The following is a 23,081-nucleotide window of genomic DNA, read 5'->3' as shown; positions in this document are numbered from 1 at the left end:
ACGCCCCGAAACCAGGCCTCTACCTGCGACAGCGGTCCTCGTCGAGGAATTGGACCGAGAAATGATCACGAGAAATCAAGCCGTGGATTCAAGCTCAGACCTTGCCGGACCCTCTTCCCGTGCCTGGGGGTCAAGGGGTCGCAGATTCAAATCCTGTCGTCCCGACGGTAAAGCAAGGCCCGTCGTTGGAGAAACTCCAGGAAGAGGGGCCTTTTGCATGATCTCGCTCGGCCGAGTCCGGCGAGCCCACGACGTGCAGCCGGGGACCATGTGGACCGGCCGTTCAAATGAGCGCTGAGCGCGCTGTCCGCCGCCGCGATCGCCGTACGGTCGGGGTGAAGGTAGTGCTGGGTCGCGGCCGCGGACGTAGCGGGCGGTGCACCGGTTGATGACCTCCTGGTCCTGGAACTGGCGAGCGCCTCCCAGCCATAGGCGTCGGCTTTCTTCGCCACGTCGGCACAGATGTCGATCACGGCGTGGGACACGCGCGTGCTCCATCGGGTCACGAGCATCCGTATCCGCCAGTCGTCCACGTGCAGCGGCCGCCACTGGTTGTTGTCGTGGTCGACCTCGACCGCCCTTTCGCCTCTTCTTGCGCTGACGATCGAGGGAAGGTTGTACAAGCGAGGGGCGAGCTCCTCGGCGGTGTTCATGGGAGCTCCCTGAGGGCTTGCCGGACCGCCTGTTTGCCCAGCTGATCCACGAGCGCAACCTGTTCGTTGAGGGTGACCTTCGCGTATCCATCAGCCAGGCCAGCGACCAGGAGGCTCGCGTTGCGGAGTCATAGGCACGGCTCGTCTCATTCCGATTCCGCGCAGCGCGTAGGGCGCCAGGTTCAATGGTGTGCCCGAACGTTGGCAGCCGAGATCGCCGCAGCCCCTGGGCGTTCCCGGCCGCGTATGTGTACCGCAAGCCCGAAGTAATGACCGTGACAAGAACTGCGATTCGGCCGAGGTGTGGACGGCCTGTCGTTTCGTCCTCGCGCATAGCAGATTTCGGGAAAGGCCGGCGAGCGGCGACATATAGCTGCCACCACATGGTCGCCAAGAATCGCCCAGACGCTACCTCCGGCGGTTTTCGTTCTATGACAGCTGCGAAGAATGTGATTAAGCAGGCAGCCCGGACATTGGGCGACAATCAGTGAAGGAGAGAGCAGTGTTCCACCGTTGTCCGGGCATCTCTGTGGCCAGCGCCGCCGGCCTGTCCGCAGCCGTGGTGGTGGCGGCCGCACCCTCGCTGGCCGACACCTGCGCCGAGAGCACCACCTGCCCCACCACGGTGAACTTCACCGTGACCGCGGAGGGGGGACTGGCCGTAACCCTGCCGACCTCCGCCGTGAACCTCGGAACCGGTAACTCGGGCGGCCACATCAGCGGGCGCCTTGGCGAGATCACGGTGTCCGACCAGCGCGCGGCCCTCAACGCCACCTGGACCGCGACCGTGGTCGCCGGGTCGGGCGGCTTCACCACAGGCGCCGGCACTCCCACGGAAACCATCCCCGATGACGAGGTCTACTACTGGTCAGGTCGGGCCACGGCCACCACAGGCACCGGGAACTTCGTGGCAGGCCAGCCCACCGCCGCCGATGGCCAGACGCTGGACATCACGCGTATCTCCTATAGCAAGACGTCCGGCTCCGGCGACAATTCCTGCACCTGGAATCCCACCCTGGAGATCCATGTACCCGACGACGCGGTGGCGGGCACCTATACCGGGACGGTGAACCACTCCGTCACGTAGTCGCACATGTCTCGATCGTTGTTCACTCGCCCCGCCGCCGCGGCCCTGCTCGCGTTCCTGCTGCGCGCCGGACAGCCATGGTCGTGGCGGCCGTCGCCGACACCGGCGCGCGCCCCGCGGGCAGCAAGCGGCCCCATAGCCGATGCCTGTCCACAGCAAGGCGTTCAGGGCCGAGCCAAGTGCGAACGGGCGGTATCGGCCCATAACAGGACGCTGACGGGGCGACGCTAGGATTTGCCGAGGTTGATCGAGCCGAAGACGTCGCCTGCCTGGAGCACGGGGCCGGTGATCCGGGCGTTGCCACTGATCGTGTTCGACACGTCATGCTTGCTCTGAATGAGGCGCGACGTCTCGACGGTCCAGCGGTCGAGCGCCTCCTGGAATGAGGGGTCCGCGGCCGCGTGGGCTGCGATGATTTCTGCGGTTTCCTCTGGGGGCCGGCTTTCCGCACGCTCTATGGCAGAGGTGACGGCGGCGTCATCGCCGAATCGGCGGCGGATGAGCGCGGTCAGGGAGGTCCAGGCATTCTTGCCGACTTCGCCCGCAGCACCGCCGACTATGGCGGATATGACCGCCGCCAGCGTGGGAATGACGCTCGGGTCCATCGTGCCCCTCTCGCAAAGGAGATTTTCTCCAGCGTAGGTCCGGCGTACGGTCGGGAGCGGCGGACCCGGGCCGATTTGCCGATCGGATATGGCTCGACGGCGAGTTTCGCCACTGAAAATCCGGACAGCCAACTCTGAAAGTGGACAAAATAGCTATTGGCTTTCTTGCGACGATCCCGTTAGACGGGAACACTGCTGAATCGTGACGTGCGATGGCGGTCCACGGATGAGGCGGACGCGGTGACTGGTCGTGGCGACGAGGAGGAAGCGAACGCGACCGGGACGCACAACGAGGTGTCCGGGCAGGTCACCGGCGGGGTGGTGCAGGCCAGGGACATCGGGACGGTGCACATAGGTGGCCCGCCCCCGTCGCCCGTGCGCGTTCCCCGGCAATTGCCCGCCATGCCGCGCGACTTCGTCAACAGGACCAGGGAGCTGGCCCTCCTCGACAGCGTTCTGGACGAGGGGCCCGCGGTCGCGGTGATCAGCGGCCTCAAGGGCGTCGGGAAGAGCGCGATCAGCCATCGATGGGCGCACCAGGCGCGGGAACGCTTCCGCGACGGCCAGCTGTACGTCGACTTCAAGGCCCTGCGGCACCGCGGCGGCGCGGAGGTGGGCGGAGTGCTGGCGGGCTTCCTGCGTGCGCTTGGCGTGCACGAGACATGGATCCCGGCCGAGCTGTCGGAGCGGGCGGGCATGTACCGTTCACTGACGGCCGACCTGCGGCTGCTGGTGGTCGTGGACGACGCCGAGCATGCCGCCGAGGTCATTCCGCTCTGTCCCGCCTCCGCCGGCAGTGCGGTGGTCGTCACCAGCCACCGCCGGCTCGGCGAACTGCTCGTCGCCGGAGCCAAACCGGTCACGATCGAGCCTTTGGCGGAGGAGCCGGGCGTGTCGCTGCTCGCGGGCATGCTGGGCGAGGGCCGGGTCGCTGCGGAGCGCGACCAGGCCGGCGAGCTGGTACGCCTGTGCGGCGGCCTGCCGATCGCCCTCCGCGTGGCCGGAGCGCGTCTGGCCCAGCGGTCCGCCTGGACGATCGCCCGGATCGCCGGCGAGCTGGTGGACGCCAACCAGCGTCTCGACCGCTTGGCGACGGAGGGCAGAGCGATCGTCGAAGCGGTGTTCCAGTCCGCGTACGAGGGGTTGCCCAAGCCGGTTGCCCGGCTCTACCGCCTGCTGGGCGTCGTCCCGGGCGCCGGCTTCACCCTCGGCGTGGTCCGGGCCGTCCTGGCGGACGGGCCGGAGCAGGCGCTGGAGCTCCTGGTCGACGCCAACCTGGTAGATGAGGACGAACCGGGCAGATACCGATTCCACGACCTCGTACGGCTGCACGCCGCCCGCTGCGCGCAACGAGAGGAACCCGAGCAGGAGCGAGAGGCGGCACTGCGGCGGGTGACGGACTGGTACGTGGGACACGTGGCCGCCGCCGACGCCGCGCTGGGCAGCCGCCTGCGCCTGGCCGACCACCAGGAGCGGCTGTCGGCTGTGGGGCAGCCGTTCCGCACTCGCGACGAAGCCCTCGACTGGCTCGAGGCGGAACGCATGAACGTGCTCGCGATCGTCCGAGCGGCGGCCGCCCGCGAGTGGGACGACGTCGTCTGGCAGATCGCCGAGGCGCTGTGGCCGCTCCACCACGACCGCGGCCACTACGCGGACTGGCTGGAGGCCAACCGGCTGGGCGTGGCCGCGGCACTCCGCATCGGGGACCCGGCCGTGGAAGCCAGGATGCGCAACCAACTGGCCCGCGCTCACGTGGAGCTCGGGGCGTACGACCAGGCGCACGAGGAGCTCCGCCACGCCCGGCGGGCGGCGATGGCGGGGGGCGACCGGCGCATGGAGGCGGTGGTCCTGGAGTCGCTGGGCCGGGCCGCCCTGGCACAGGGAGAGCCGGACGAGGCCGCCGGGCACTTCGTCGCGGCGCTGGCCATTCACGAGGAGGCCAGGAACGCGCGTGGCGTCGGCCTGCAGAGCTACCACCTCGGCCTGGCCCACAACCAGGCGGGCCGGCCCGGCGAGGCGATCGCCGCCTTCGAACGGGCCCTGTCCGGCATGGCGGCCCCCGGCGACAAGGCCGGCCGGGGCCGAATCCAGCTGGGGATGGGCGAGGCCCACCGGGCCCTCGGCCACCACGCCGAGGCGGTGCGATCAACGGAGACGGCCGCGGCGCTCCTGCGCGAGTGCCGGGTGCCGGCGCGGGAAACGCAGGCGTGGGAACTGCTGGCCGAGCTCGCCCGCGACGCCGGAGACCGCGAGAGCGCCAGGGCGTATCTGGGGCAGGCACTCGCGGTCTGCACGGCTTCGGGCAACCTGCCCAAGGCCGACGAGCTGCGGGTTCGCCTGGGCGCCGTCAATTGAACGGAGCCTCAAAAGAGCCGGGGGGGGGATTACGTTGATGCGGATCTCCTGGTCACCTACCTGGATGAAGGCGATGTGCTCCGGCTCGCGGCCGTTCATCAACCAGCCGTACACGGCGGACGGCAAGCACCAGGGATCAGGCGGACGGCCTGGCACGGAGACGCGCAGCCGACGCCCGCCCCGCAGCGTCAGATGGACCAGTCCCGCATGGACGATCTCGGCCGCGACGTGACAGCCCGGATAGCGGCGCAGCGTCTCCTCCGCCCAGCCGGGCGCCGCGTCATCGCCGATGATGATCGCCGCACTCTCCAGAAGCCGCCGATCCAGTACGTGGCCGGCCACGACGAGATGCAACTCTCGTACCCCGTCGCCGGGCTCATGCTCCGGCACGACGGGGAAACGACGCAGCGCCACCGAAACGTCCTTGACGTCCGTCTCCACCAGGAAAGCGAGCACCTCATCGCTTTCCGCGGACGGCTCGGCCAGCGGCATGGGTGCGGGGGCGGGATCGTGTTCCTGGAGGTTCATCAACCGGTAGGCCAGGCCGCGCAGCCGGCGCTCCGCCTCGCCGGGCCTGCCCAGCGTCAGCCCCGTCACCTCGTCGTACGTCCGGCGCGCGGCCATGACGTTCTCGAGCTGCCGCTGAAGGCTTCGGCGCCGATCGAGCCGGGGCAACGCCCGGCACAGAGCAGCCGTGGGGGAGGCCGGGTCGAGCTCTTCCTCTTCACGCCCGGAGGACGCCAGGAGGACCGGGCGGCCGAGAGCCGTTCCGTAGAACGTCACCGATCCGTGGTCGCCCACGATCACGTCCGCCGCAAGCAGGGCCGCCTGCCAGCCCCTGTGGGGAGGCAGCAGCATCAGTCCGGCGTCTCGGGCGTCGGCCAGCCATAGCCGCATTTGCAGGCCGCCGTGGCCGTACCAGACGTTGGGGTGCGCGGCCAGGGCCACCTGGTATTCGTCGAAGGGCAGCTCGGCGACCAGGCGCGTCACCAGGTCGCCGTTCGCGCCGAGCAGCGAATGCTCACCCCACGTCGAGCTCAGCAGCACCAGCTTGCGATCGCCGCCGACGCCGAGGGCCCCGCCGGTACCGGTCACGCCGCTCCGCGTTCGCCACCATCCGGTCGAAGACCGGATCGCCGGTCACCACGGCACGCGGGACCGCCTCGGGACAGTCACGCGCCAGCCGGGTCAGCTGCTCGTCGTGCGACAGTGCGATGGCCGCCGGAACCACCCGCCCCTCGTGCACCAACTGCCGCCGGGCCAGGCCCGAGATGCCTTCGGCCGATCTGAGCAGCCGGTTGTGCCCCGCGCCGTGCGGGACGAGCAGCAACGGGGCCTGCAGCCGGTGCAGGTCGCCGTTGGCGCTGGCGGAAATGGCCAGGTCGAACGGCGTGTCCACGGCCTGCGCCCAGGTGACCGTACGGGCCTGGACCTCGCGCAGGTAATCAGCCACGCCGTCGTCGAACGCCGACCCGCCGCTGACGGTGAACAACACCTGCAGGCGGCGGTCGGATCGGAACAGCGGCACCATGTCGAGCAACCGGCCGGCGGTGGTGACGGTACGCGCGACGGCCAGGACGGTGCGCATGGGCGAGATCGTGTGCCAGCGATGGGACTCGGGCCCGATCGGCACCCGAAGCCAAGCTTCGCCGCTCACTACCACCTCGACCGGACCCGATCCAAGAACCGCGAGACCACGGTCCTCTCCAGGAGCTCACCTTATCGCCAGGCAAGCCCAGCCATCCCTGATGAAGACCCTGGACCAGGCCGCCGTCGACGGGGAGCCGACGTACCGTGAGCCGGCCCCGACGCTGCACTACGACGCGCAGGTGGTGGCGGAGACAGCCGCGACCTGTCACACCTGCCGATCGGTGGGGGCGGAGGTGCTCCCGCTCGGCGGCACACGCAGCCCGGCCCACCTGAAATCGGCGCTCGCCGCGCTGGAGCGGGTCCTGCCCCGCGCCAGGCGGGTGGCCCTGGAGGGCCTCGACCGGCGCGGCTGCCACGTTGTCGCCGGGCGCTATTACAGGCGGGCGATCAGCAGGGCCACGTCGTCGCAGGCGCCGCTGCTGATGTTCAGGCAGGCCAGCACGTCGTCGGCGAGACAGTCGGGGCCCAGCCGGCTGGATCGGGCGACTGCGCCGGTCAAGCGCGCCAGACCGGCGTCGATGTCCTCCCCGCGGCGCTCGACGAGGCCGTCGGTGTACAGGACCAGGGTGTCACCCGCCGTATAGGACTGATCAGCCTGGGGATGGGCGACGTGGTCGAGGCGGGCGCCCAGCGGAGGGTCGGTGGCCTGGTCCAGCAGCTCGCAGGAGCCGTCCTGATGGAGCAGAACAGGCGGCAGGTGCCCGGCGCTGCTGTAGGTGATCCGGCACCTTGAGGTATCGATCACGGCCTGGACCGCCGTGGTGGCCAGCGCTCCGTCAAGCGAACCGGCGTACAGGCCGAGCACCTCCAGGGCCGGACCCGGCTCCTTCACCGCGCGGATCGCGGCGCTCAGCGCACTGCGCAGCATTCCCATGACCGTTGCGGCCTCCAAGCCCTGGCCCACAACGTCGCCGACCGCGACGGCGAAACAGCCGTCAGGCAGATCGACGACGTCGTACCAGTCGCCGCAGACGTTCAGCGTTCCCACGGCGGGCAGATAGCGCACCGCGATCTCGGGGTGGAGGTCAAGGTCCGGGCAGCAGAGCATGGCCTTCTGCAGGGCGAGCGCGACCTGACGCTCACGGGCGTGGGCCCGGCGCAGTTCCTCGTTCAGCCGCTGCAGCTCCTGCGCCCGCGCGTACAGTTCGGCCTCCATCATCTCCTCCCGTACCACCGGACGGCGGAGGGCAGGCGGCTGCGGGGAGCAGGAGCGGACGAACTCCGTCACGTCCTCGACCCGGTGGATGATCCACGACACCGTCCCGTCCGGCGCCAGGACGGGGGTGTTGATAGGGGACCACCAGCGTTCCTCGAACACTCCAGGATGGCCGGCGAGGGGGATGTCGTACTTCTGCAGCACCATTGTGTCCGGCTCCCGGTAGGCCAGCACCCGGCGCAGCGAGGCGCGCAGGTTCTTCACCCCGGATGCGCGGGGATCGTCGGGGTTGTCAGGGAAAGCGGCGAAGATGTGGCGCCCGATCAGGTCCTCGGCGGTACGGCCGGTCGCGCGCAGGTATGCCCTGTTGACATCGACGATCATCATGTCCGGGTCCAGCACCAGACAAGGGCTCGGCGTCGCGGCGAACAGCGCCGCATAGTCGAGCTGCGGCGTGCCCGGCTTGCGTGCGCCCGGCCCACGCGGGCTGACGAACCCGCCCACACCACCTACTCTACGAGGCGTTTTTCCTGATCACGGCGGGGTGCGGCGCCGCGCCACCCTTCGGCCTCATGACCGTCGGCCCGGCACACCTTCACCTGCATCCCCACACCCAGCGCCCACCGGCTTGGCGAGATCGCTGAATCAGGCAGCCTCCACCTGGACTGCAGCCGGCAGATGAGGCGCTGTACGGAGTCGAGCAACAGCCGGAGAGCGCGCCTGCGACATGGCGCGCGAGCAGCGGTCCGCAGGGCAGGGACACCGGTGCCCCGGTGTCCCGTCACGCACGGCCTTGACGGGACCAAGGTCCTTACGCAGCGGGCCGTACGGCACTGCCTCCAAAGGGGCGCAATTGGTGTACACCTGCCCACGCACGCCGTCCGGTCGACTACGTCTGGGCCATCGCCCGGATCTAGATCGGTGGATCTTCCTGTGGGCGTTCCTGGACAAGACCTTCGGCTGGGGGTTCGCCACCCCGGCCAACCGCGCCTGGATCTCCGGCGGCAGCCCCACGACGGGTTCCTCAAGGGCACCGGCGAGAACGCGCTCGGCGGCTTCTTCAGCTCGCCGGCCGGGCAGGCATGGGTGGACCACTCGATCGTCCTGGTCGGCCTCGCCCGCGCCAACGCAGGGGCCACCGTCCGGCCGCTCCTGAGGAATTAACTGATCAGGCTTCTGATCGCCGCGGTGACGGCCTCAGGCTGAGTCTCCGGCAGAAAGTGCCCACCCGGCAGCATCAGGGTGCGGACATCCGGCGCCCAGCCATGCCAGACCGCCGAGGGGTCGAACGGCAGCACCATGTCGCCAGGGTCCTGCCAGATCGCCAGAGTGGGAGCCTTGACGCGCCGGCCGGCCTGCCGGTCCTCGCTGTCGTGGGCCCCATCGACGAAGGCGCTGGCCCGGTAGTCCTGGCAAATGGCGTGGATCGTTTCCGGATCGCGTGTCGCGGCCAGGTATGCCTCACGGACCTCGGCGTCGAACGTGCCCGCCTCGGCCCAGGCATCGAGGAAGTAGCCGAAGAACGTGTCGGGGTCGGCGCCGATCATCCGTTCGGGCAGGTCGTTGAGCTGGGCGAGGAAATACAGGTGGAAGCCGAAGACGCCGCCCACGCCCGCCAGCGACTCCCACATGTCAACGGTGGGAATGACGTCGATCACGCCGAGGTGATCGACGGCGTCAGGGTGGTCCAACGCGGCGCGGAAGGCGACCAGCGCGCCACGGTCATGGCCGACCAGGCTGAAACGTCCGTAGCCGAGCTGTCGCATCAGCGCCACCATGGTCGCCGCGGTCACACGCTTGGCGTACTGCTCATGGCCACCCTCTGGCTTGGCGCTGGCCCCGTAGCCGGGCAAGTCGGGGCAAATGACGCGAAAGTCGTCTGCCAGCGCCGGAGCGACATGCCGCCAGGTCAGATGAGTCTGCGGGAAGCCGTGAAGCAACAGCAGCGGCGGCCCCTCCCCACCGGAAGCCAGACGGAGGTCAAGCCCGTTCATCTGCACTGTGTGTTCGTCGAAGCCTGAGATCATTGAGGACATCGGCTCAGATTGTCATGAGCAACCGACAATTCTTTCGCCTCTCACCGCCGGCCTCCAGCCGCAGCCCAATAGAAACGATCATCTCCGTGCCGGGAGGCGATCTTGATCGTCAGACAGCGACGTGGCGCTCGGCTCGAGCTCCCGTCTGCGCGAGGTGGGAAGACTCGGTGCCGGGCTCGATGATGTTGCCGCCGTAGGTGAGCCGGTCCACGATGGCTGCACAGAGTCGGGGGTCGGTGAAGGTCTTGGTCCAGCCATCTGGGGTGGCACATGTTCCTGTCGGAGGATTGCGACTGCTGGTGTGCCGGTGGCGCGGTCTCGACCACGGGTGCTGGAAGGCGGGGCGCTCCATCGGGTCTCCACTCTGGACGACCTCTACGATCAAGGAGGAGTTTATGGGCAAGGTCATCTACTGGATGAACACCTCGATCGACGGCTACATCGAGGATCCCGACGGTGGCATGGACTTTATGGATCTGGCCGAGGACTTTCAGCAGGCGGCGAACGACCATGTTCGCCAGACCGCGGCGTTCCTGTTCGGGCGGCGGCTGTATGAGGCGATGGAAAAGCCCTGGACGCAGGACCTCGGCAAGGAGGGCGCCCCGGCCGTCGAGCGGGAGTTCGCCCAGCTCTACAAAGAGACGCCGCGGTACGTCTTCTCCGACACCCTCCAGACCGTCCCCGAAGGGCTCACGATCGTCCGTCGCAAGGACGCCGTGTCCGTGGTGACGCGCCTCAAGCAGGAGATCGACGGCAACCTCCAGCTCGGCGGCCCCGAGCTGGCCGCCTCCCTGCTGGATCTGATCGACGAGTTCTGGGTGTACGCGCTCCCCGTGATCGTCGGGGGCGGCAAGCCGTACCTGCCCGTGAGAGAAGCACTGCGGCTGCGCCTGGTCGAGCACCGTTCCTTCGCCTCAGGAATCATGTTCCGGCGCTACGTACGACCCTGACCGGCCAGGAGCGGACCCCGCTCGGGCGCACCCACGAGCCCCGCGGCCGATCACCGTCATTCCACCCGCAGCGGGAGCGGGTCCTGGGAGCCGCGCCACAGGTACGCGCTCACCAACCGGCCCGTCTCCCGCTCGGTCGCGGCGTCCTCGGGCAGCGGCCAGCGCAGGTGCGTGTAGAGCGCGCCCCGGTACAGGTCGAAGGCCGACTCCTGAAGATCGCCCAGCGCCCCGGCGTACCGGAGGGCGCCCGCGTAGGCAACGGCCGCGGCGGCCACGCCCACCGGCGCCGCCCACCACGCCCAGGGTGTCCACACGAGGAAGGCCACGCCCCACATCCAGGCGGTGATCTGCCCGTCGAGCCGCTCGCGCGCACCGATCAGCTCTTTTCTGGCTTCCTCCGGCATGACCAGCCACAGCCGGCTCCAGCACTGTGACGCCTCCAGCCCGTACTTGTCCGCCGGCCACCGTTCGGCGGCCGCCAGGACGTTGCCCAGCCGGGTCGGCAGGCAGCGCGCTGGGTCGGACGGCATGCCGCGCAGCCATAGGTCGAGGGCGGCCAGCTCCCGTTCCTCCGCCCAGCCGCGTGCGTGCGCGGCCAGGTCCTGCCAGCGAGCCTCCCGCTCGGTGATCCTGCGTGACCACCGGCCGGCCGCGAGCCGGGCGAGCGGGTCGAGCGAGCGGTGCCACCGGCCGGTGAGCATGGCGAGCGCCGGGTCGACCAGGCGTCTGGCCAGGAGCCCGGACAGCAGCACGACAACCAGGAACCCGGCGACCATCCACGTGGTGACCTGCTTGGTCACCGTCTGGACCGCCGCCTCGACGGTCTGGCCGCTGCCGAGGAACCACACGAGCCCGCCGCCCAGCCAGAACAGCGCGGCGGGCAGGATCACGACGCGGGTCCAGCGCTCGGCGACCCGGTCCGCCAGCCCCTTCGACAGGCTCTCAAGCACTAAAGCTCCGATTCCTTGGCGCGGACGAGGGGTGTGCCGTGCTGAGGGCAGCCGGGCACCGGCTGGCCGACCGCACGGCGGAGCCACCGGTGGTCGCACTGCTCGCATTCGTAGACGTCGGCTCCGACGAAGCTTCCCGCGGCGGCCAGCGGGAAGTACGCGGTGCGGGGATCGCGCAGGTCGCCGCCGTCCGCGCGCCGCAAGAACGCGTAAGCCCATTCCCGGGTCGCCGGAGATCGCTGCAGCAGTGCCAGAATCTCCGGCTCGGCTGCCGGACCGCGGGCGAGCAGCTCGCCGAGCGCCGTGTCCACCTCCTGGGCCTCCTCGCCGAGGAGCGCCGGCAGCCGCGGCCTGATCGTGTTGGCCAGATCGGTGATCGAGCGTGGCGGGCTGGTCATGCTGCTCCCGTGTACGTGAAGGCCGCCCAGTAGGCGGGATGGGCGAAATCGCGGCCCGTCCCCCACGACGGCCGCATCGGCTCGGGGATCGGTGCGTAATGATCCATGAGGGCGGGATAGGCCGCGCGCAGCTCGGCGTTGGTGGCGTCGCGCACCCACCGCTGCGCATCACGCAGCGCCGCCGCCGGATGGCCACCGCCTTTCCAGATCGCGTAGAACCGGCTGAGCAGCAGCGCAGTGCTCGCGTCCGGCACCCGCCACATCGAGCCGATGACGCCGGCCGCTCCGCCCTGCAGGAAACCCGTGGCCAGACCGATCACCTCGTCGGACAGCCCGACCTGCGGCAACGCCGTCTCGCACGCCGACAGCACCACGAGCCCGGCGGGTACCGGCCGGACGAGCAGGTCGCGCAGCGTCAGGCGCCGATCGCCCGACAGGAGCAGATAACTGTCCAGGACCTGCTCCCAGTCGGCGTAGCCATGGCAGGCGAAATGTAACACTCCGTGCCCGTCGTGGGCATCGAGGCCGGCGAGCACCGCCTCGCGCGTGGCCTCGTCACCGGTCAGGCGACGGGCGTCAGGGAATGCCCGGACGGCGGCGTCGACCTCGTACGCCGCGAACGGCAGCGGCCCTGCGGAGACCGGTTGCGGATCGCCGACGGCCAACATTTGCCCGGCCACGGCGCCGTCGGGCGCGGATCTGGCGGCGATGCCGGCGCTCGGCGCGAACGTGAGCGGACGGCGATCGATCGCGAAGCGCCGCCCGGTGGGAGCCTCCTGGTCGGGTGTCCAGGCGGCGTGGAAGGGCAGCAGGACCAGCAGCCACGTGGGGACGACGGTCAGCGGGCCGTCACCGGGGACGAGGTCGAGCAGCGGCCCCATCGCCGCCTCCCAGAGCCAGCGGGTGACGTCGTCGAGCACCCGGTGCCAGAGCCGCACGTCGGTTCCAGCCCGCTCGTAGGCGTCGATGTAGTCGGACAGCCGCCGCAGGACATCGTCCAGCCGCAGGTCGGGCAGGGGGTGGGCGACAACGGAGCCGCCGTCGACCAGCACTCCGTAACCGCCACGGGTGCCGGCCAGCAGGTACAGCAGCGGGCCGGAGCGCATGGCCCGGGCGATGTCGCCGGCCGGGTCGGGCAGGCGGAAGCGTTCGAAGCCGGGCTGCTCCCTGATACGCGCCAGCGCCTCGTCCCTGTCGCGGCGGGCCTGGTCGAACGCGGGGGCCACCGGCAGCCAGTCGCCCATGACGGGTTCGAGCGCCTGGCGCTGCAGCTCGAGCAGCCGCGCCTCGGCCCGTTGGTACGGCTCGGCAAGCTCGGGATGATCGACGGCGAGCCGGTCGTTCTCCGCGGCGGCGCCGGCGAGCGCGTCGGCGAGCAGCCGTGTCCGGCCACGCTCCAGCGTCACGACGGCGGCCCAGGCGTCGCCCGCCTCCACATGCGCCGCCGCGGCAGCCGTCGTCAGCCCCTCCACCTGCGACAACCACTGTTGCTTGTGCGCTCTGAGCGGACTGCCGCCGACGACTCGGTCGATGCTGTCCAGGGCGTACCCGTAGGCCTCGGCAGCCTGCTCCCACAGGCCGTTCCTGGCCGCGTGGTCTCCCCAGGCCCGGCTCGCCTGCAACAAGGACTCAGGCGATCGCTCGATCCCCAGCGCATACCCCTCGCGCAGCAGCTCCATCCCGCGGGCCAGCGCGTCGGGGGCGGCGGTGAGCCTGTGCAGGCCCAAGTAGGCGCCGGCGAGATTCAGCCGGGTGCCGGCGGCGAAGGGCGCTTCCGGCGGGCAGAGGTCGAGCGCCTCCTCGACGTACGCGATGAAACGCCGCACGCTCGGCTCGGACTCCGCGTGGCCAGGGCGCAGGCTGACGCATGAACCCAGATTGACCAGGTGCCTGGCCCGCTCCAGTCCTACGCCGGCGGCCGCCGCCTCCATCAGCAGCTCCTCAGCCTGGTCGAGTCGCGCCTGGTCCGGCTGATCCGTCAGTCTGGCCTGTACGAGGAGGGCGGCGGCCAGGTTGCCCGCCCACACCGCATGGTCCCGGGAGGATCTCGGGGTGCGGTCGAGGACCTCCGCCAGGATCCGGATCGCCTCCGCGCCGGCGGCCGCGTCCCTGAACGCTTGATACTTGTTGAACAGGCAGCCGGCGAGTGCCGCCGACGCGCGGTCACGGTCCTCGGCTGCTGCAGGGATGGTGAGGGCCTCACGCAGGGCCTCGATGGCCTCCTCAAGCGCCCCTACGTCTCCCGTGGACGCGTACACGTGCCGCAGATCGATGGCCAGGGAGTTGACGGCGATGACCCGACCCCGGCCACTGGTCGCCGCGACCTCCTCGCGGTGCACGAGTACCGCTCTGTCGAGATCGGCGGCATCGCCCCACGCCAGATACCGTTCGTGCAGCGTGTTGCCGTAGGCGTCGAGCACGGCGTCGTACCGGTGACTGCCGGGCTCGGCGAGTTCGTACATCTCCTCGTGCGCTCGCACGGCGGCGGTGAGGTCCTCCCGATCGCCGCGTGACCGGTAACGGTGGCGGCGCGCCTGGCCCAGGCCCTGCAGGTGGAAGACGCGGTCCTGCCCGGGAGGGAGTCCTTCCAGGCTCTCCTCGTGGAGCTGGATGGCCCGATCGAGGGCGTCGGCGTCGCCCGTGGCGCTGAACACCGAGCGCAGGACGACGGCCAGACGATTGCACCGGCTCACCCGCTCCATCGATCCTTCCGGCGCGCAGTCGACCGCCCGCTCGGCCGCGACGACGCTCCGTCGCAGATCGTCCTCGTCGCGTGAGATCGCGTACCGGCACGTCAGATACTCGACCATGATCGCGGCCGATGCGCCCGGCCCGCCGTCGGCGGGATACTCGCCGTCCAGCAGCCTGCGCTCGACCGCGAGCGCCGCGTCGATCAGCTCCAGCGACGGGTCCCGCTCGCAGATCCTGAACAGCCGGACGCCGATGTCCCTCAGGGTCCTTCCCGCCTGCCCGCGCAGGCCGGGATCGTCCCGTACCGCCTTCTGCACAAGCTCGATCGCCTCATCGAGGCGCGAGGGCTCGCGCGCCGCAGTCGCAAAGGCCAGGCTGAGCAGGATGTTCGGCCTCTGGGGAGCGCGTGGGGGCAGCGCGTCAAGCGCCGCGTGCAGGAGCGCTATCGCCTCGGCCGGGTCACCGTCGCCACGAAGCATGGCGGACGCCGCGTTGTTGCAGGCCGCCGCGCGCAGCGCGGGATGGTGTTCGCGGACTTCGTCCGCCTCGGCGACGTTCAGCCAGCCCTCGGCCAGTTCCGTCAGCGCGTCGGCGTCCTCCTCCTCATAGGCGATCGGCGTCAGCTCCTCAACGCGCCGCAAGAAGGGGGCGAGCCACTCAGGCCCCTCGACCATGCCGCCGTGCGCGTCCAAGGCGGCCACGAAGCCCTCCTCCCTGCACTGCCGCAGGAGGCCCCGCCAGCCGGTCAACCAGCGGGCGATGTCGTCTCTGCCCTCCGCCGCACAGCGGTCGGCGAGCTCGCCCAGCCGCGTGTCGATCCCGGGGGCGAGCAGGTCGAGATGGTCCTGGAGGTAGGCGATGACCTGGTTCAGGTCGGGCGCGCTCATCAGCTGGTGGAGCTCATGCAGCAACGGATCCGACCCGCCGCCTTCGTCCTGTAACCGCTCTGCCGGCATCGCGACCTCCGGTGCCACCGCTCCTTGATCAATCCGGGCGCCTCTCCCGCATTATCGCCGATCATCTGGGGGCGGGCAGTGCCCGCCATGCACATGGAGACAAGGCCGTGCCCTTGCGCTCCGGCAGGTGCGACGACGCCGCGTGGACCATGTTCCGTTCCCGCGGCCCGTACCGGCTCCAAGCGCCCTGGTCAGGCGGGGGCGTCGAACCGTCCCGCGAAGTACTCGCAGCCGCCGGGGCTCCTCGCCCCGTCCGAACCGGGCCGCCCACTCGCTCACCTGACCCGGCGTCGGGTCGCCGCCGAGCCCGGCGGCGGCCAGCGGTGGCAGCTGGTCGAGCCGCCGCCTGGCGTGCACCCAGCCACGCCGCCAGCCCTGCGGAGGGCCTTCTCGGTGTGGTCGGTCACGGCAGGAGCTCGACGTAGCCATCCGTTCCGTGCACGCGGATCAGCTGCCCGTCCCGGATCAGCCGGGTGGCCTGCTCCACGCCCACCACGGCCGGCAAGCCGTACTCCCGGGCGATCACTGCGCCGTGGGTCATCAGGCCGCCCACCTCCGTCACCAGGCCCGCGATCGCGACGAACAGCGGTGACCAGCTGGGGTCTGTGTAGGCCGTGACCAGGATGTCGCCCGCTTCGAGATCCGCCTCCGCCATGTCCAGGATGACGCGGGCCCTGCCCTCGATGGTCCCGGCGGAAACCGGTAAGCCGATCAGGGCGCCGGCCGGCACGTCGTCGCGCCGGTACGCCCCGGCGACGGCCTCGCCATCCGATGTGAGCACCCGCGGTGGCGTGAGCGCCTGGTACGACCGGAACGCGTCCTTGCGCTGCTGGATGAGCCGTTCATCCACCTGGTTGGTGCGCACGACGTCGTGGAGCTCCTGGAACGTCAGGTAGAAGATGTCCTCCTTCTCCGGAAGCACGTCGGCCTGCACGAGGCGCTCGGCCTCCTCCAGCAGGGCCTGCTTGCAGACGAAGTAGCGGCTGATGATGCTGTACTTCGGGTACTCCCGGTACCCGATGAAGGTCCGGACCCGGTCGATCATCCGCTTGGTCTCGTCGGCCTTCTGCTCCCCGTCCGGCAGGGCCCGCAAGCGTGCCAGCACGTCCTGTTCCTTGCGCTGTGCCTCCTGCCGCCCTTGCTCGAAGCGCCGCTCGGCGGCGCCCGGCTCGAAGAGCTTGATGTTGTCGAGGATCAGGGGCACGAGCGTGGTGGGGCGCTCGCGCCAGCGCGGCCGCGTGATGTCGATCTCGCCGACGCAGCGCATGCCGTACCGGTCGAGGTAGGCCTCGATGGCGTCGCGCGCTTCGGTCCCGCCCGCGAGCTTCGGCAGCTCGTCCAGGAAGCCCTCGTCCTCGACGTCCTGCAGGAACGCCACCACCTCCGGATGCGGGCGGATCACGTCCGCGACATCAAGCAGCGCCAGCCCCATCTCCGACGTGACGTTGTCGGGGGCGGACAGCGTGAGCGTGTCGGCCGCGTTCTTCTCGCCCAGCCACTCCCGCAGCTTGTCGTTGAGCCACCACGTGGCCTCCATCCCCGCCATGATCGCCTGCGTGCTCAGCGGATCACTGAGGACCCGCTTGTGCTCCTGGAAGGCCTCAAGCAGGAAGTCGAACAGCGCCGGCCCGGTCTTCGTCCGGATGTCGCGCCGCAGGGCGGCGATGGACGCCTGGCTGCGCTCGATCAGCTCGGTGACGATGGCCGGATCGGTCTCGATCGGGGCGGACGCGCCGCCGACCGGCGGCCCGCCGGGACCCCCGTCCGGGAGCGACGGGACGAAGTCACCGCGGTCGAGGAGCGTCTCCAGCGCGTCCCTGATCAGTGGATCGGACCTCCCCGCCATGTCAAGGAGGCCGGCGCGGCTCGCGGGCGAGGCCAGATGCCGGGTGACGTCGACGAACAGCCGCCCGCCTGCCTCGTGCATCGGCGCCATGGCCGTCAGCTGCCACACAGAGATGCCCAGCGGCTTCATGGGGTCGGTCATCATCTGCTGGTGACCGACCGAGAGGTAGACGTGATTCTCCTGGTCGCCGGTCTCGGGGATGGGGAACAGCGTGGTGATCGGCCGGCTCTGAACGATCTGGAAGCCGTCATCGACCAGGCACCATTCGATGTCCTGCGGGCGGCCGAAGTGCGCTTCGATCCGCCGGCCGAGCTGCACGAGCCGCACGACCTGCGCATCCGTCAGCGCCGGCTGCCCCTGCCGCTGCGGGTCGATCGGCAGTACCTGCGTCCCGCCGCCCGGCGAAGCGTGGATGGCACGCTCCTTGGCGGCAACCGCCCTGGTGACGACCTCGCCGTCGCGCACCTTGTAGACGTCCGGGTTCACCAGGCCGGAGACCAGGGCCTCGCCGAGGCCGAAGCCGGCGTCCACGGTGGCGACCTTCCGGTTGCCCGTGACGGGGTCGGCCGTGAACAGGATGCCGGCCGCCTGCGGGAAGACCAGCTGCTGCACGACCACGGCCATGTGGACCTTCCGGTGGTCGAAGCCGTTGCGCAGGCGGTAGGTCACGGCCCGCTCGGTGAACAGCGAGGCCCAGCACCGGGCGACATGCTTGAGGATCGCCGCCGGTCCCACGACGTTCAGGTAGGTGTCCTGCTGGCCGGCGAAGGATGCCGTCGGCAGGTCCTCTGCCGTCGCGCTGGATCGCACGGCGTAGGCGGCGTGCTCGCCGAGCTGCGCGAGCGCGCGGGTGATCGCCGCCGCGAGATCGTCAGGCATGGCGATCCCTTCGATGGTCCGGCGGATCTCCGCGCTGAGCGTGCGGATCATCTCCCGGTCATCCGGGTTGAGGCGCGACAGCTGATCGAGCCGCTCGTCGATCGACGGCGCTTCCGCCATGATCCGCCGGAACGCGTACGTCGTCACGCAAAAGCCGGCCGGCACCCGGATGCCTTGGATCCGCGACAATTCCCCCAGGTGCGCGCCCTTGCCGCCAACGACCGCGACCTGCATCTCGTCAACCTCTTGAAGATGCAACACGTGCTGTTCGATCATTGCGACACCTCCGAGGCAGCCGTGTTCCGTCGCACTGCACCGGCCGATCGAATCACCGGCGCCGCACGCTCTGTCGAACCTCTTGTCGGGCACATCCCCATCTCTCGTTGCCTTCCCTCCGACGAGCCGGCCGGCCGCTCCGCACACCGCATTTGCGCCTCGAGCGCCCCCAACCACACCGCCTGTCCCACCAGCGGTTCGACGCCACCGGGTCCCCCGTACATCGACAACGGCGCACGCACGCCGAACCCCCGTTCCGCAGTTATTGGCCTCGGCCGACGATTCTGCGGCAAGATCCGGGTCTTGCCGCAAGCCCCCCGGTGCGCTATACGGTAGAAGTGGCAAGGGAAAGGATCTCCTTGCCTTCGCCTTTTGTGGCCCGCAGGACCTGGCAAGGCTTCTCACGAAGCGGCGACGGCAACGCTGTGGCCGGACGCGAAACGCCGGCTGGCACGCGTATCCGCGCCGCGATCGCCTCGTTGTGCCTGACCGATGCCGCACCGCCCCGCTGGTCTGGAATCGGCGTTCGGCCGCCCCCGAGGCGGTCCGCGCGCGCTGCGCCGCAGGTGCGAGGTGAGGAGTATCAGGCGTTCGGGCGAGGAAAGCGATGAGATGCCTTGGGCCCCGGTCACGTCGGCGGGGCAAGGAGAGCGATTCGGCACAGCACCGGACACGATCAGGCAAGTGGTGACGTACATGGGTGAGCTTGGCCGAGCAGTCCGAGTTCGGAGTGACGTCGTGCTCGCGTTGGGGATCGAGGTGCCCGACGACCTGATCAGCCGGTGGCTCGGGTGGTTCGCGCCGCACGTGCAGCCATTTGTGATCCCGCTGGATCTCGCTGACTCACTCGATCTCGATGATGACCGGAACCGGCTCACGCCCGAGGTCAGGGACACCTTCTGTCTCTACGGCCTGGATGCGTCAGCACTCGTGTGGCTGTCGGAGGACGACGCGCGTCGGCTGCCGGTCTCGGTCAGGCGCAGTCAACCCGTGCCGCACCATTGGCCCACCTCGATCGCCGGGCGTGCGGTCGAGACGGTCATCAAGTACGTCGAGAAGGGACGCCGCCCCAGCAGACATGGCGAGGTTGCCCCTGCTACGTGGGGCGCCATCGCCTCCATGCTCCCGGGGGCGCGTCGCCTTGCCGGGACCTTTCCCAGGCGGAGCGGCCCGAACTGCTTTGGCACGGTGATGGCGGCGTGCGGTGTCGAGGGCGCGGAGGACATGTGGATGCTCCGCGAGCCCTTCGAAGACTGGCTCGCCGAGCACACCGCCGGGGGAGGACACGACGACGAGCCAGGGACCGTCCTGGTTTGGCGGGATGCCGATGGAGCCGCGCAGCACGCCGCAGTCACCCTTGGCGACGTTTGGGGGCTTCACAAGCCCTCGCAGGGCTGGATGAGCCCGACGAAGGTCCTTGCGTTGGGAGACCTGAAGTACAGCGCCCGAGCGAGAGGGCAGCGCCTTCATCGGCGCCACCTTCGGTGACTTCGCGCTACTTCAGTGATGGGGCCGTTCATGCGCCACATGCACGCCGTACGGGCATCAATTGTCGTCGGCGCGCTCCGTGCCCGCATATCGGCACTGGGGTTGGACTGTCCCGACACGGCCTCCCGATCTCGGCCATGCGCGCGAGTAAGTGGCCCCCGGGGACGCCGTGGCCCCAGACGACGGCATGAATGATTGGGGGCCGGATGAACTGGGCTTGTGCGGCCCTCAACGGCACGCTTGTCGTCTGTGCGTCGACGCATCCGCGATGCATTCGCCGAGCAGTAGTGCAGCGACCGCCTCCGGGGCCTCATGCATTGCGTCGTGGCCGGTTGGGAGGTCGTGGACCTGCCACTCGGGATCGGCTTGGAGTCGGGTGCGGAGTTCAGCGAACGGCGTCCGGTCCTCCCATCCCGAGCAGTAGACGAACTCCCGGCGGGGGGCCTGGGCGTGCGCGCCGGTGAGCCGGATCGTCTGCAGGAACGAGGCGAGGGGATGGGGACGGCGGCGGGGATCGCCGCCGTCCGGCGGTCGGACGGCGTAGCCGGTGCTCGCGGCGCCGACCGCGATCACTTCCCGGAAGTACTCGTTCGCCGACGACCACCACGACTCGCCATCGCGCGGGACGAAGGCGTCGAGATGCACCAGCCGTGAGATCCGCCCGTCGGCGCGATCGGCGGCGGCGGCGATCACCATCCCGGCGTAGCTGTGGCCGACCAGCGTCGCGCTGGTGATGTGGGCACGATCGAGGAGCCGCAGTACGTCGTCGGCGTGTGTGTCGAGGTTAGCGGTCGCGACCGTCGCGTTGTCGTCGTCTGGTCGCAGACCGGTCAGGGTCAGGGCGTGAACGGTATGACCGGCACGCTCCAGCAGCGGAATCACCGCCTCATACGCCCAGGAGCCCTTCCAACCGCCGGGTACGAGGACGAACGTCGCCATGCGTTTCTCCTTCTCTCTCAAGCCGCGGCATCGAGGCACGCTGCCTCGATGACATGTGGTTCGGCCGGGCGCTCTGCGCGACCGAAGACCACTCCGCATGGAGGAGCGTCACCGGATCAAGGTGTGGCTGGCCGGCGAAGCAAGCGCAGTGCAGTCGCACGCACGGGGACACCTGGTATACGCAGCCAGCGGCATCTTGGCAGTTCACACCGAGCGCGGCACGTCGATCGTGCCCGCCAACCGGGTCGCCTGGACCCCCGCCGGGTTCACGCACTACCACCGCGCCCACGGCGACACCGATATGCGGATCGTCTTTCTCGCGCCATCCCTCGCCCGGCTCATACCAGACCATCCCGCCGTGTTCCTGGCCTCCAACCTCGCCCGCGAGGTCCTGCTCGCCCTGACCGGCCCCCGCAATTACGACGACGCCGCGCCTTACTACAGCCGCTCCGCGCGCTCTCGCCTTCTTCGAGTCCTCGTCGATGAACTCCGCGAAGCACACGAACAGCCACTGCACCTGCCGGAGCCACGGGACGACCGGCTGCAGGCCATCGCCCGGATGCTGTACGAGACGCCGGCAGACAACGCCACGTTGGCCGAACTCGGGAAGACAATCGGAGCCAGCACCCGCACCCTCAGCCGGCTGTTCCGCAACGAACTCGGCATGACCTTCTATGAGTGGCGCACGCAGCTACGCGTCTACCATGCGCTCGTGCTCCTCGCCGACGGCCACGACACCACCCAAACTGCCTACGCCTGCGGATGGGCCAACCCCAGCAGCTTCATCGCAGCGTTCACCAACATCATCGGAACGACCCCGGGCCGCTACCGGACCAGTCGCCAGTCCACCGCCAGGGCAAAGCCTTGAGCCTGCTCGGCAGCGTGGGCTTATCGCCCTTGCCGATGAACAGGTTGTGGCCGTCCCTCCTCTCATGCCCGCCGGCGCAGCAGCGCCGTGGCGATGGCGACTTGGGCAGGTTCGAGCGTGGCCTTTGCGTCTTCGATGTCCCACAGCGCGTTCTGCAACACGCGGCCGAGGGTCCAGCCGACTGCTCGCCTCCGGTCGAGACCGAGGACCTCGGTCAGCAGGTCGAAGCGGCGCAGCACCGCCCGCGTCACGTCACCGGTGGCCTCCACCTCCTCCCACCGGTTGTCCAGGGCCGGCAGCACCTCGAACCCCGGGTCCCCGGCCAGCGGTTCAGGGTCGATGGCGAGCCAGGGTTCCCGTTCTGCGGCCAGGACGTTGTCGTAGTGCAGGTCCCAGTGCAGCAGGCGGTTGCCAGGCTCACCGGCCAGTTCGGCCACGGCGGACGCGCAGGTGCGCACCAACCGCTGTTCGCCAGGGTCGCGCAGTGTCGGTACGGCCTGCGGGACCTGGTCGAGCATGGCCGCCGCGATGTCGGACAGCTGCCGCAGATCCCCCGGGGCAGGTACCGAGGTCAGGCGGGCCATCAGTTCGGCCAGGATCTGCATGGCCGCGTCGTCGTCGGCCACAGAGGACAGAGGCCGGGCCGCATCCAGGCGTTCCAGCAGCTGGGTGCCGCTGTCCTGGTCATGGTCGAGCAGGCGCACAATGCCGTTGCCGCCCCACGCCCGCAGGCCGGTGGCGGTGCCGGCGGTCTCCTCCCTGAGCTGCTGAAGCTTGAGGACGGCGGGTGTGCCGTCGGCCTGAAGCACGGGCAGGACCAGCGAGGCCATGCCGTGTGCGGCCGGGCCGTCGGGCCGCAGTTCCCAGCGGTCCAGGAAGTCGCCGCCGAGGCGGGGCAGGTCGGCGATCCAGTCGCGCGCTTCGGCGCCGTGCGCGCCGTAGGACGCGGCGAACGCGTCAGGAACGTCGATGTAGGTCGACGTGTTCATGGAAAGAATCTCCTTCGTGGGTCCAGGGTCGGGTGCGACGAACGAAGGAGATCATGGAGGTGCCCGATTATCGGGCAGGCGTCAAAGCATGCCCCCACCCTACTCGGACGTGATCACATCTGGACAAATGCCGTGACTGGCTAATCTCGCCGGCGAAGGAACGGCATGCGCCTTTTTGGGCTTCCTATCGGACGACAAGCCGCCCGCACTGTCACAGTCAGTGGCCCGCACCCCCGGATGCGCTAACAGGTATGCCACTGCCGTCTCCCTCTGGTCGGATGTCGAAGAAATGATTATCATTCCCGTTAT

Annotated in this window: 17 protein-coding genes; 6 read left to right on the top strand and 11 right to left on the bottom strand. The window is 69.7% G+C overall.

What is annotated here, in order from left to right; genetic code table 11:
* Window positions 1-146 precede the first annotated feature (146 nt).
* Window positions 147-653, bottom strand: coding sequence for a hypothetical protein (locus tag ACIBVN_RS37540; RefSeq protein ID WP_397144796.1), 507 nt, complete (start codon window positions 651-653; stop codon window positions 147-149).
* Between the two features lie 502 nt (window positions 654-1,155).
* Between ACIBVN_RS37540 and ACIBVN_RS37535 the strand changes: the two genes are divergently transcribed.
* Window positions 1,156-1,740, top strand: a complete 585-nt coding sequence (locus ACIBVN_RS37535; RefSeq protein ID WP_397144794.1) for a hypothetical protein — start codon at window positions 1,156-1,158, stop codon at window positions 1,738-1,740.
* 227 nt (window positions 1,741-1,967) lie between these two features.
* On the opposite strand, the gene ACIBVN_RS37530 is transcribed toward ACIBVN_RS37535, so the two are convergent.
* Window positions 1,968-2,345: a hypothetical protein gene (locus ACIBVN_RS37530; RefSeq protein WP_397144792.1), complete on the bottom strand. Its 378-nt coding sequence runs from the start codon at window positions 2,343-2,345 to the stop codon at window positions 1,968-1,970.
* Window positions 2,346-2,585: 240 nt separating this feature from the next.
* Between ACIBVN_RS37530 and ACIBVN_RS37525 the strand changes: the two genes are divergently transcribed.
* Window positions 2,586-4,700 carry an ATP-binding protein gene (locus tag ACIBVN_RS37525; protein ID WP_397144790.1) on the top strand — a complete coding sequence of 705 codons (2,115 nt, stop codon included), beginning with the start codon at window positions 2,586-2,588 and terminating at the stop codon, window positions 4,698-4,700.
* Window positions 4,701-5,721: 1,021 nt separating this feature from the next.
* On the opposite strand, the gene ACIBVN_RS37520 is transcribed toward ACIBVN_RS37525, so the two are convergent.
* A complete protein-coding gene (locus ACIBVN_RS37520; protein WP_397144788.1) occupies window positions 5,722-6,288 on the bottom strand; it encodes a hypothetical protein in 567 nt (188 codons plus the stop codon).
* A gap of 435 nt (window positions 6,289-6,723) precedes the next feature.
* A complete protein-coding gene (locus ACIBVN_RS37515) occupies window positions 6,724-8,010 on the bottom strand; it encodes a SpoIIE family protein phosphatase (protein WP_397144786.1) in 1,287 nt (428 codons plus the stop codon).
* A 417-nt stretch (window positions 8,011-8,427) separates the two neighbouring features.
* Here ACIBVN_RS37515 and ACIBVN_RS37510 point away from each other — a divergent pair, with 417 nt between their 5' ends.
* Window positions 8,428-8,670, top strand: coding sequence for a hypothetical protein (locus ACIBVN_RS37510; RefSeq protein ID WP_397144784.1), 243 nt, complete (start codon window positions 8,428-8,430; stop codon window positions 8,668-8,670).
* On the opposite strand, the gene ACIBVN_RS37505 is transcribed toward ACIBVN_RS37510, so the two are convergent.
* Window positions 8,667-9,542, bottom strand: a complete 876-nt coding sequence (locus ACIBVN_RS37505) for an alpha/beta fold hydrolase (protein WP_397144782.1) — start codon at window positions 9,540-9,542, stop codon at window positions 8,667-8,669. The genes ACIBVN_RS37510 and ACIBVN_RS37505 overlap by 4 nt on opposite strands.
* A gap of 395 nt (window positions 9,543-9,937) precedes the next feature.
* Between ACIBVN_RS37505 and ACIBVN_RS37500 the strand changes: the two genes are divergently transcribed.
* Window positions 9,938-10,492, top strand: coding sequence for a dihydrofolate reductase family protein (locus ACIBVN_RS37500; protein WP_397144780.1), 555 nt, complete (start codon window positions 9,938-9,940; stop codon window positions 10,490-10,492).
* 56 nt (window positions 10,493-10,548) lie between these two features.
* On the opposite strand, the gene ACIBVN_RS37495 is transcribed toward ACIBVN_RS37500, so the two are convergent.
* From ACIBVN_RS37495 to rph, 4 genes are all read right to left on the bottom strand, one after another.
* Window positions 10,549-11,442: a hypothetical protein gene (locus ACIBVN_RS37495; protein ID WP_397144778.1), complete on the bottom strand. Its 894-nt coding sequence runs from the start codon at window positions 11,440-11,442 to the stop codon at window positions 10,549-10,551.
* Window positions 11,442-11,840, bottom strand: coding sequence for a hypothetical protein (locus ACIBVN_RS37490; RefSeq protein WP_397144776.1), 399 nt, complete (start codon window positions 11,838-11,840; stop codon window positions 11,442-11,444). The genes ACIBVN_RS37495 and ACIBVN_RS37490 overlap by 1 nt, the downstream gene beginning before the upstream one ends.
* The gene (locus ACIBVN_RS37485; protein ID WP_397144774.1) at window positions 11,837-15,505 is read right to left on the bottom strand and encodes a CHAT domain-containing protein; all 3,669 of its coding nucleotides are present in this window, start codon (window positions 15,503-15,505) and stop codon (window positions 11,837-11,839) included. The genes ACIBVN_RS37490 and ACIBVN_RS37485 overlap by 4 nt, the downstream gene beginning before the upstream one ends.
* Window positions 15,506-15,890: 385 nt before the next feature.
* Window positions 15,891-18,488 carry a rifamycin-inactivating phosphotransferase gene (gene rph / locus ACIBVN_RS37480; RefSeq protein ID WP_397144772.1) on the bottom strand — a complete coding sequence of 866 codons (2,598 nt, stop codon included), beginning with the start codon at window positions 18,486-18,488 and terminating at the stop codon, window positions 15,891-15,893.
* A gap of 738 nt (window positions 18,489-19,226) precedes the next feature.
* On the opposite strand from rph, the gene ACIBVN_RS37475 reads away from it, so the two are divergent.
* Window positions 19,227-19,976 (top strand): hypothetical protein, encoded by a 750-nt coding sequence (locus ACIBVN_RS37475; RefSeq protein ID WP_397144770.1) that lies wholly within the window; start codon window positions 19,227-19,229, stop codon window positions 19,974-19,976.
* Between the two features lie 228 nt (window positions 19,977-20,204).
* On the opposite strand, the gene ACIBVN_RS37470 is transcribed toward ACIBVN_RS37475, so the two are convergent.
* A complete protein-coding gene (locus tag ACIBVN_RS37470) occupies window positions 20,205-20,915 on the bottom strand; it encodes an alpha/beta fold hydrolase (RefSeq protein WP_397144768.1) in 711 nt (236 codons plus the stop codon).
* A gap of 97 nt (window positions 20,916-21,012) precedes the next feature.
* Between ACIBVN_RS37470 and ACIBVN_RS37465 the strand changes: the two genes are divergently transcribed.
* On the top strand, window positions 21,013-21,783 hold the full coding sequence (locus tag ACIBVN_RS37465; protein WP_397144766.1) for an AraC family transcriptional regulator: 771 nt from the start codon (window positions 21,013-21,015) through the stop codon (window positions 21,781-21,783).
* A 62-nt stretch (window positions 21,784-21,845) separates the two neighbouring features.
* On the opposite strand, the gene ACIBVN_RS37460 is transcribed toward ACIBVN_RS37465, so the two are convergent.
* The gene (locus tag ACIBVN_RS37460; protein ID WP_397144764.1) at window positions 21,846-22,772 is read right to left on the bottom strand and encodes an aminoglycoside phosphotransferase family protein; all 927 of its coding nucleotides are present in this window, start codon (window positions 22,770-22,772) and stop codon (window positions 21,846-21,848) included.
* Window positions 22,773-23,081 lie beyond the last annotated feature (309 nt).

Source organism: Nonomuraea sp. NPDC049400, from assembly GCF_044466425.1.
GTDB lineage: Bacteria > Actinomycetota > Actinomycetes > Streptosporangiales > Streptosporangiaceae > Nonomuraea.
The sequence above is the reverse complement of the archived record's forward strand: the minus strand, read 5'-3'. Positions and strand labels throughout refer to the sequence as shown.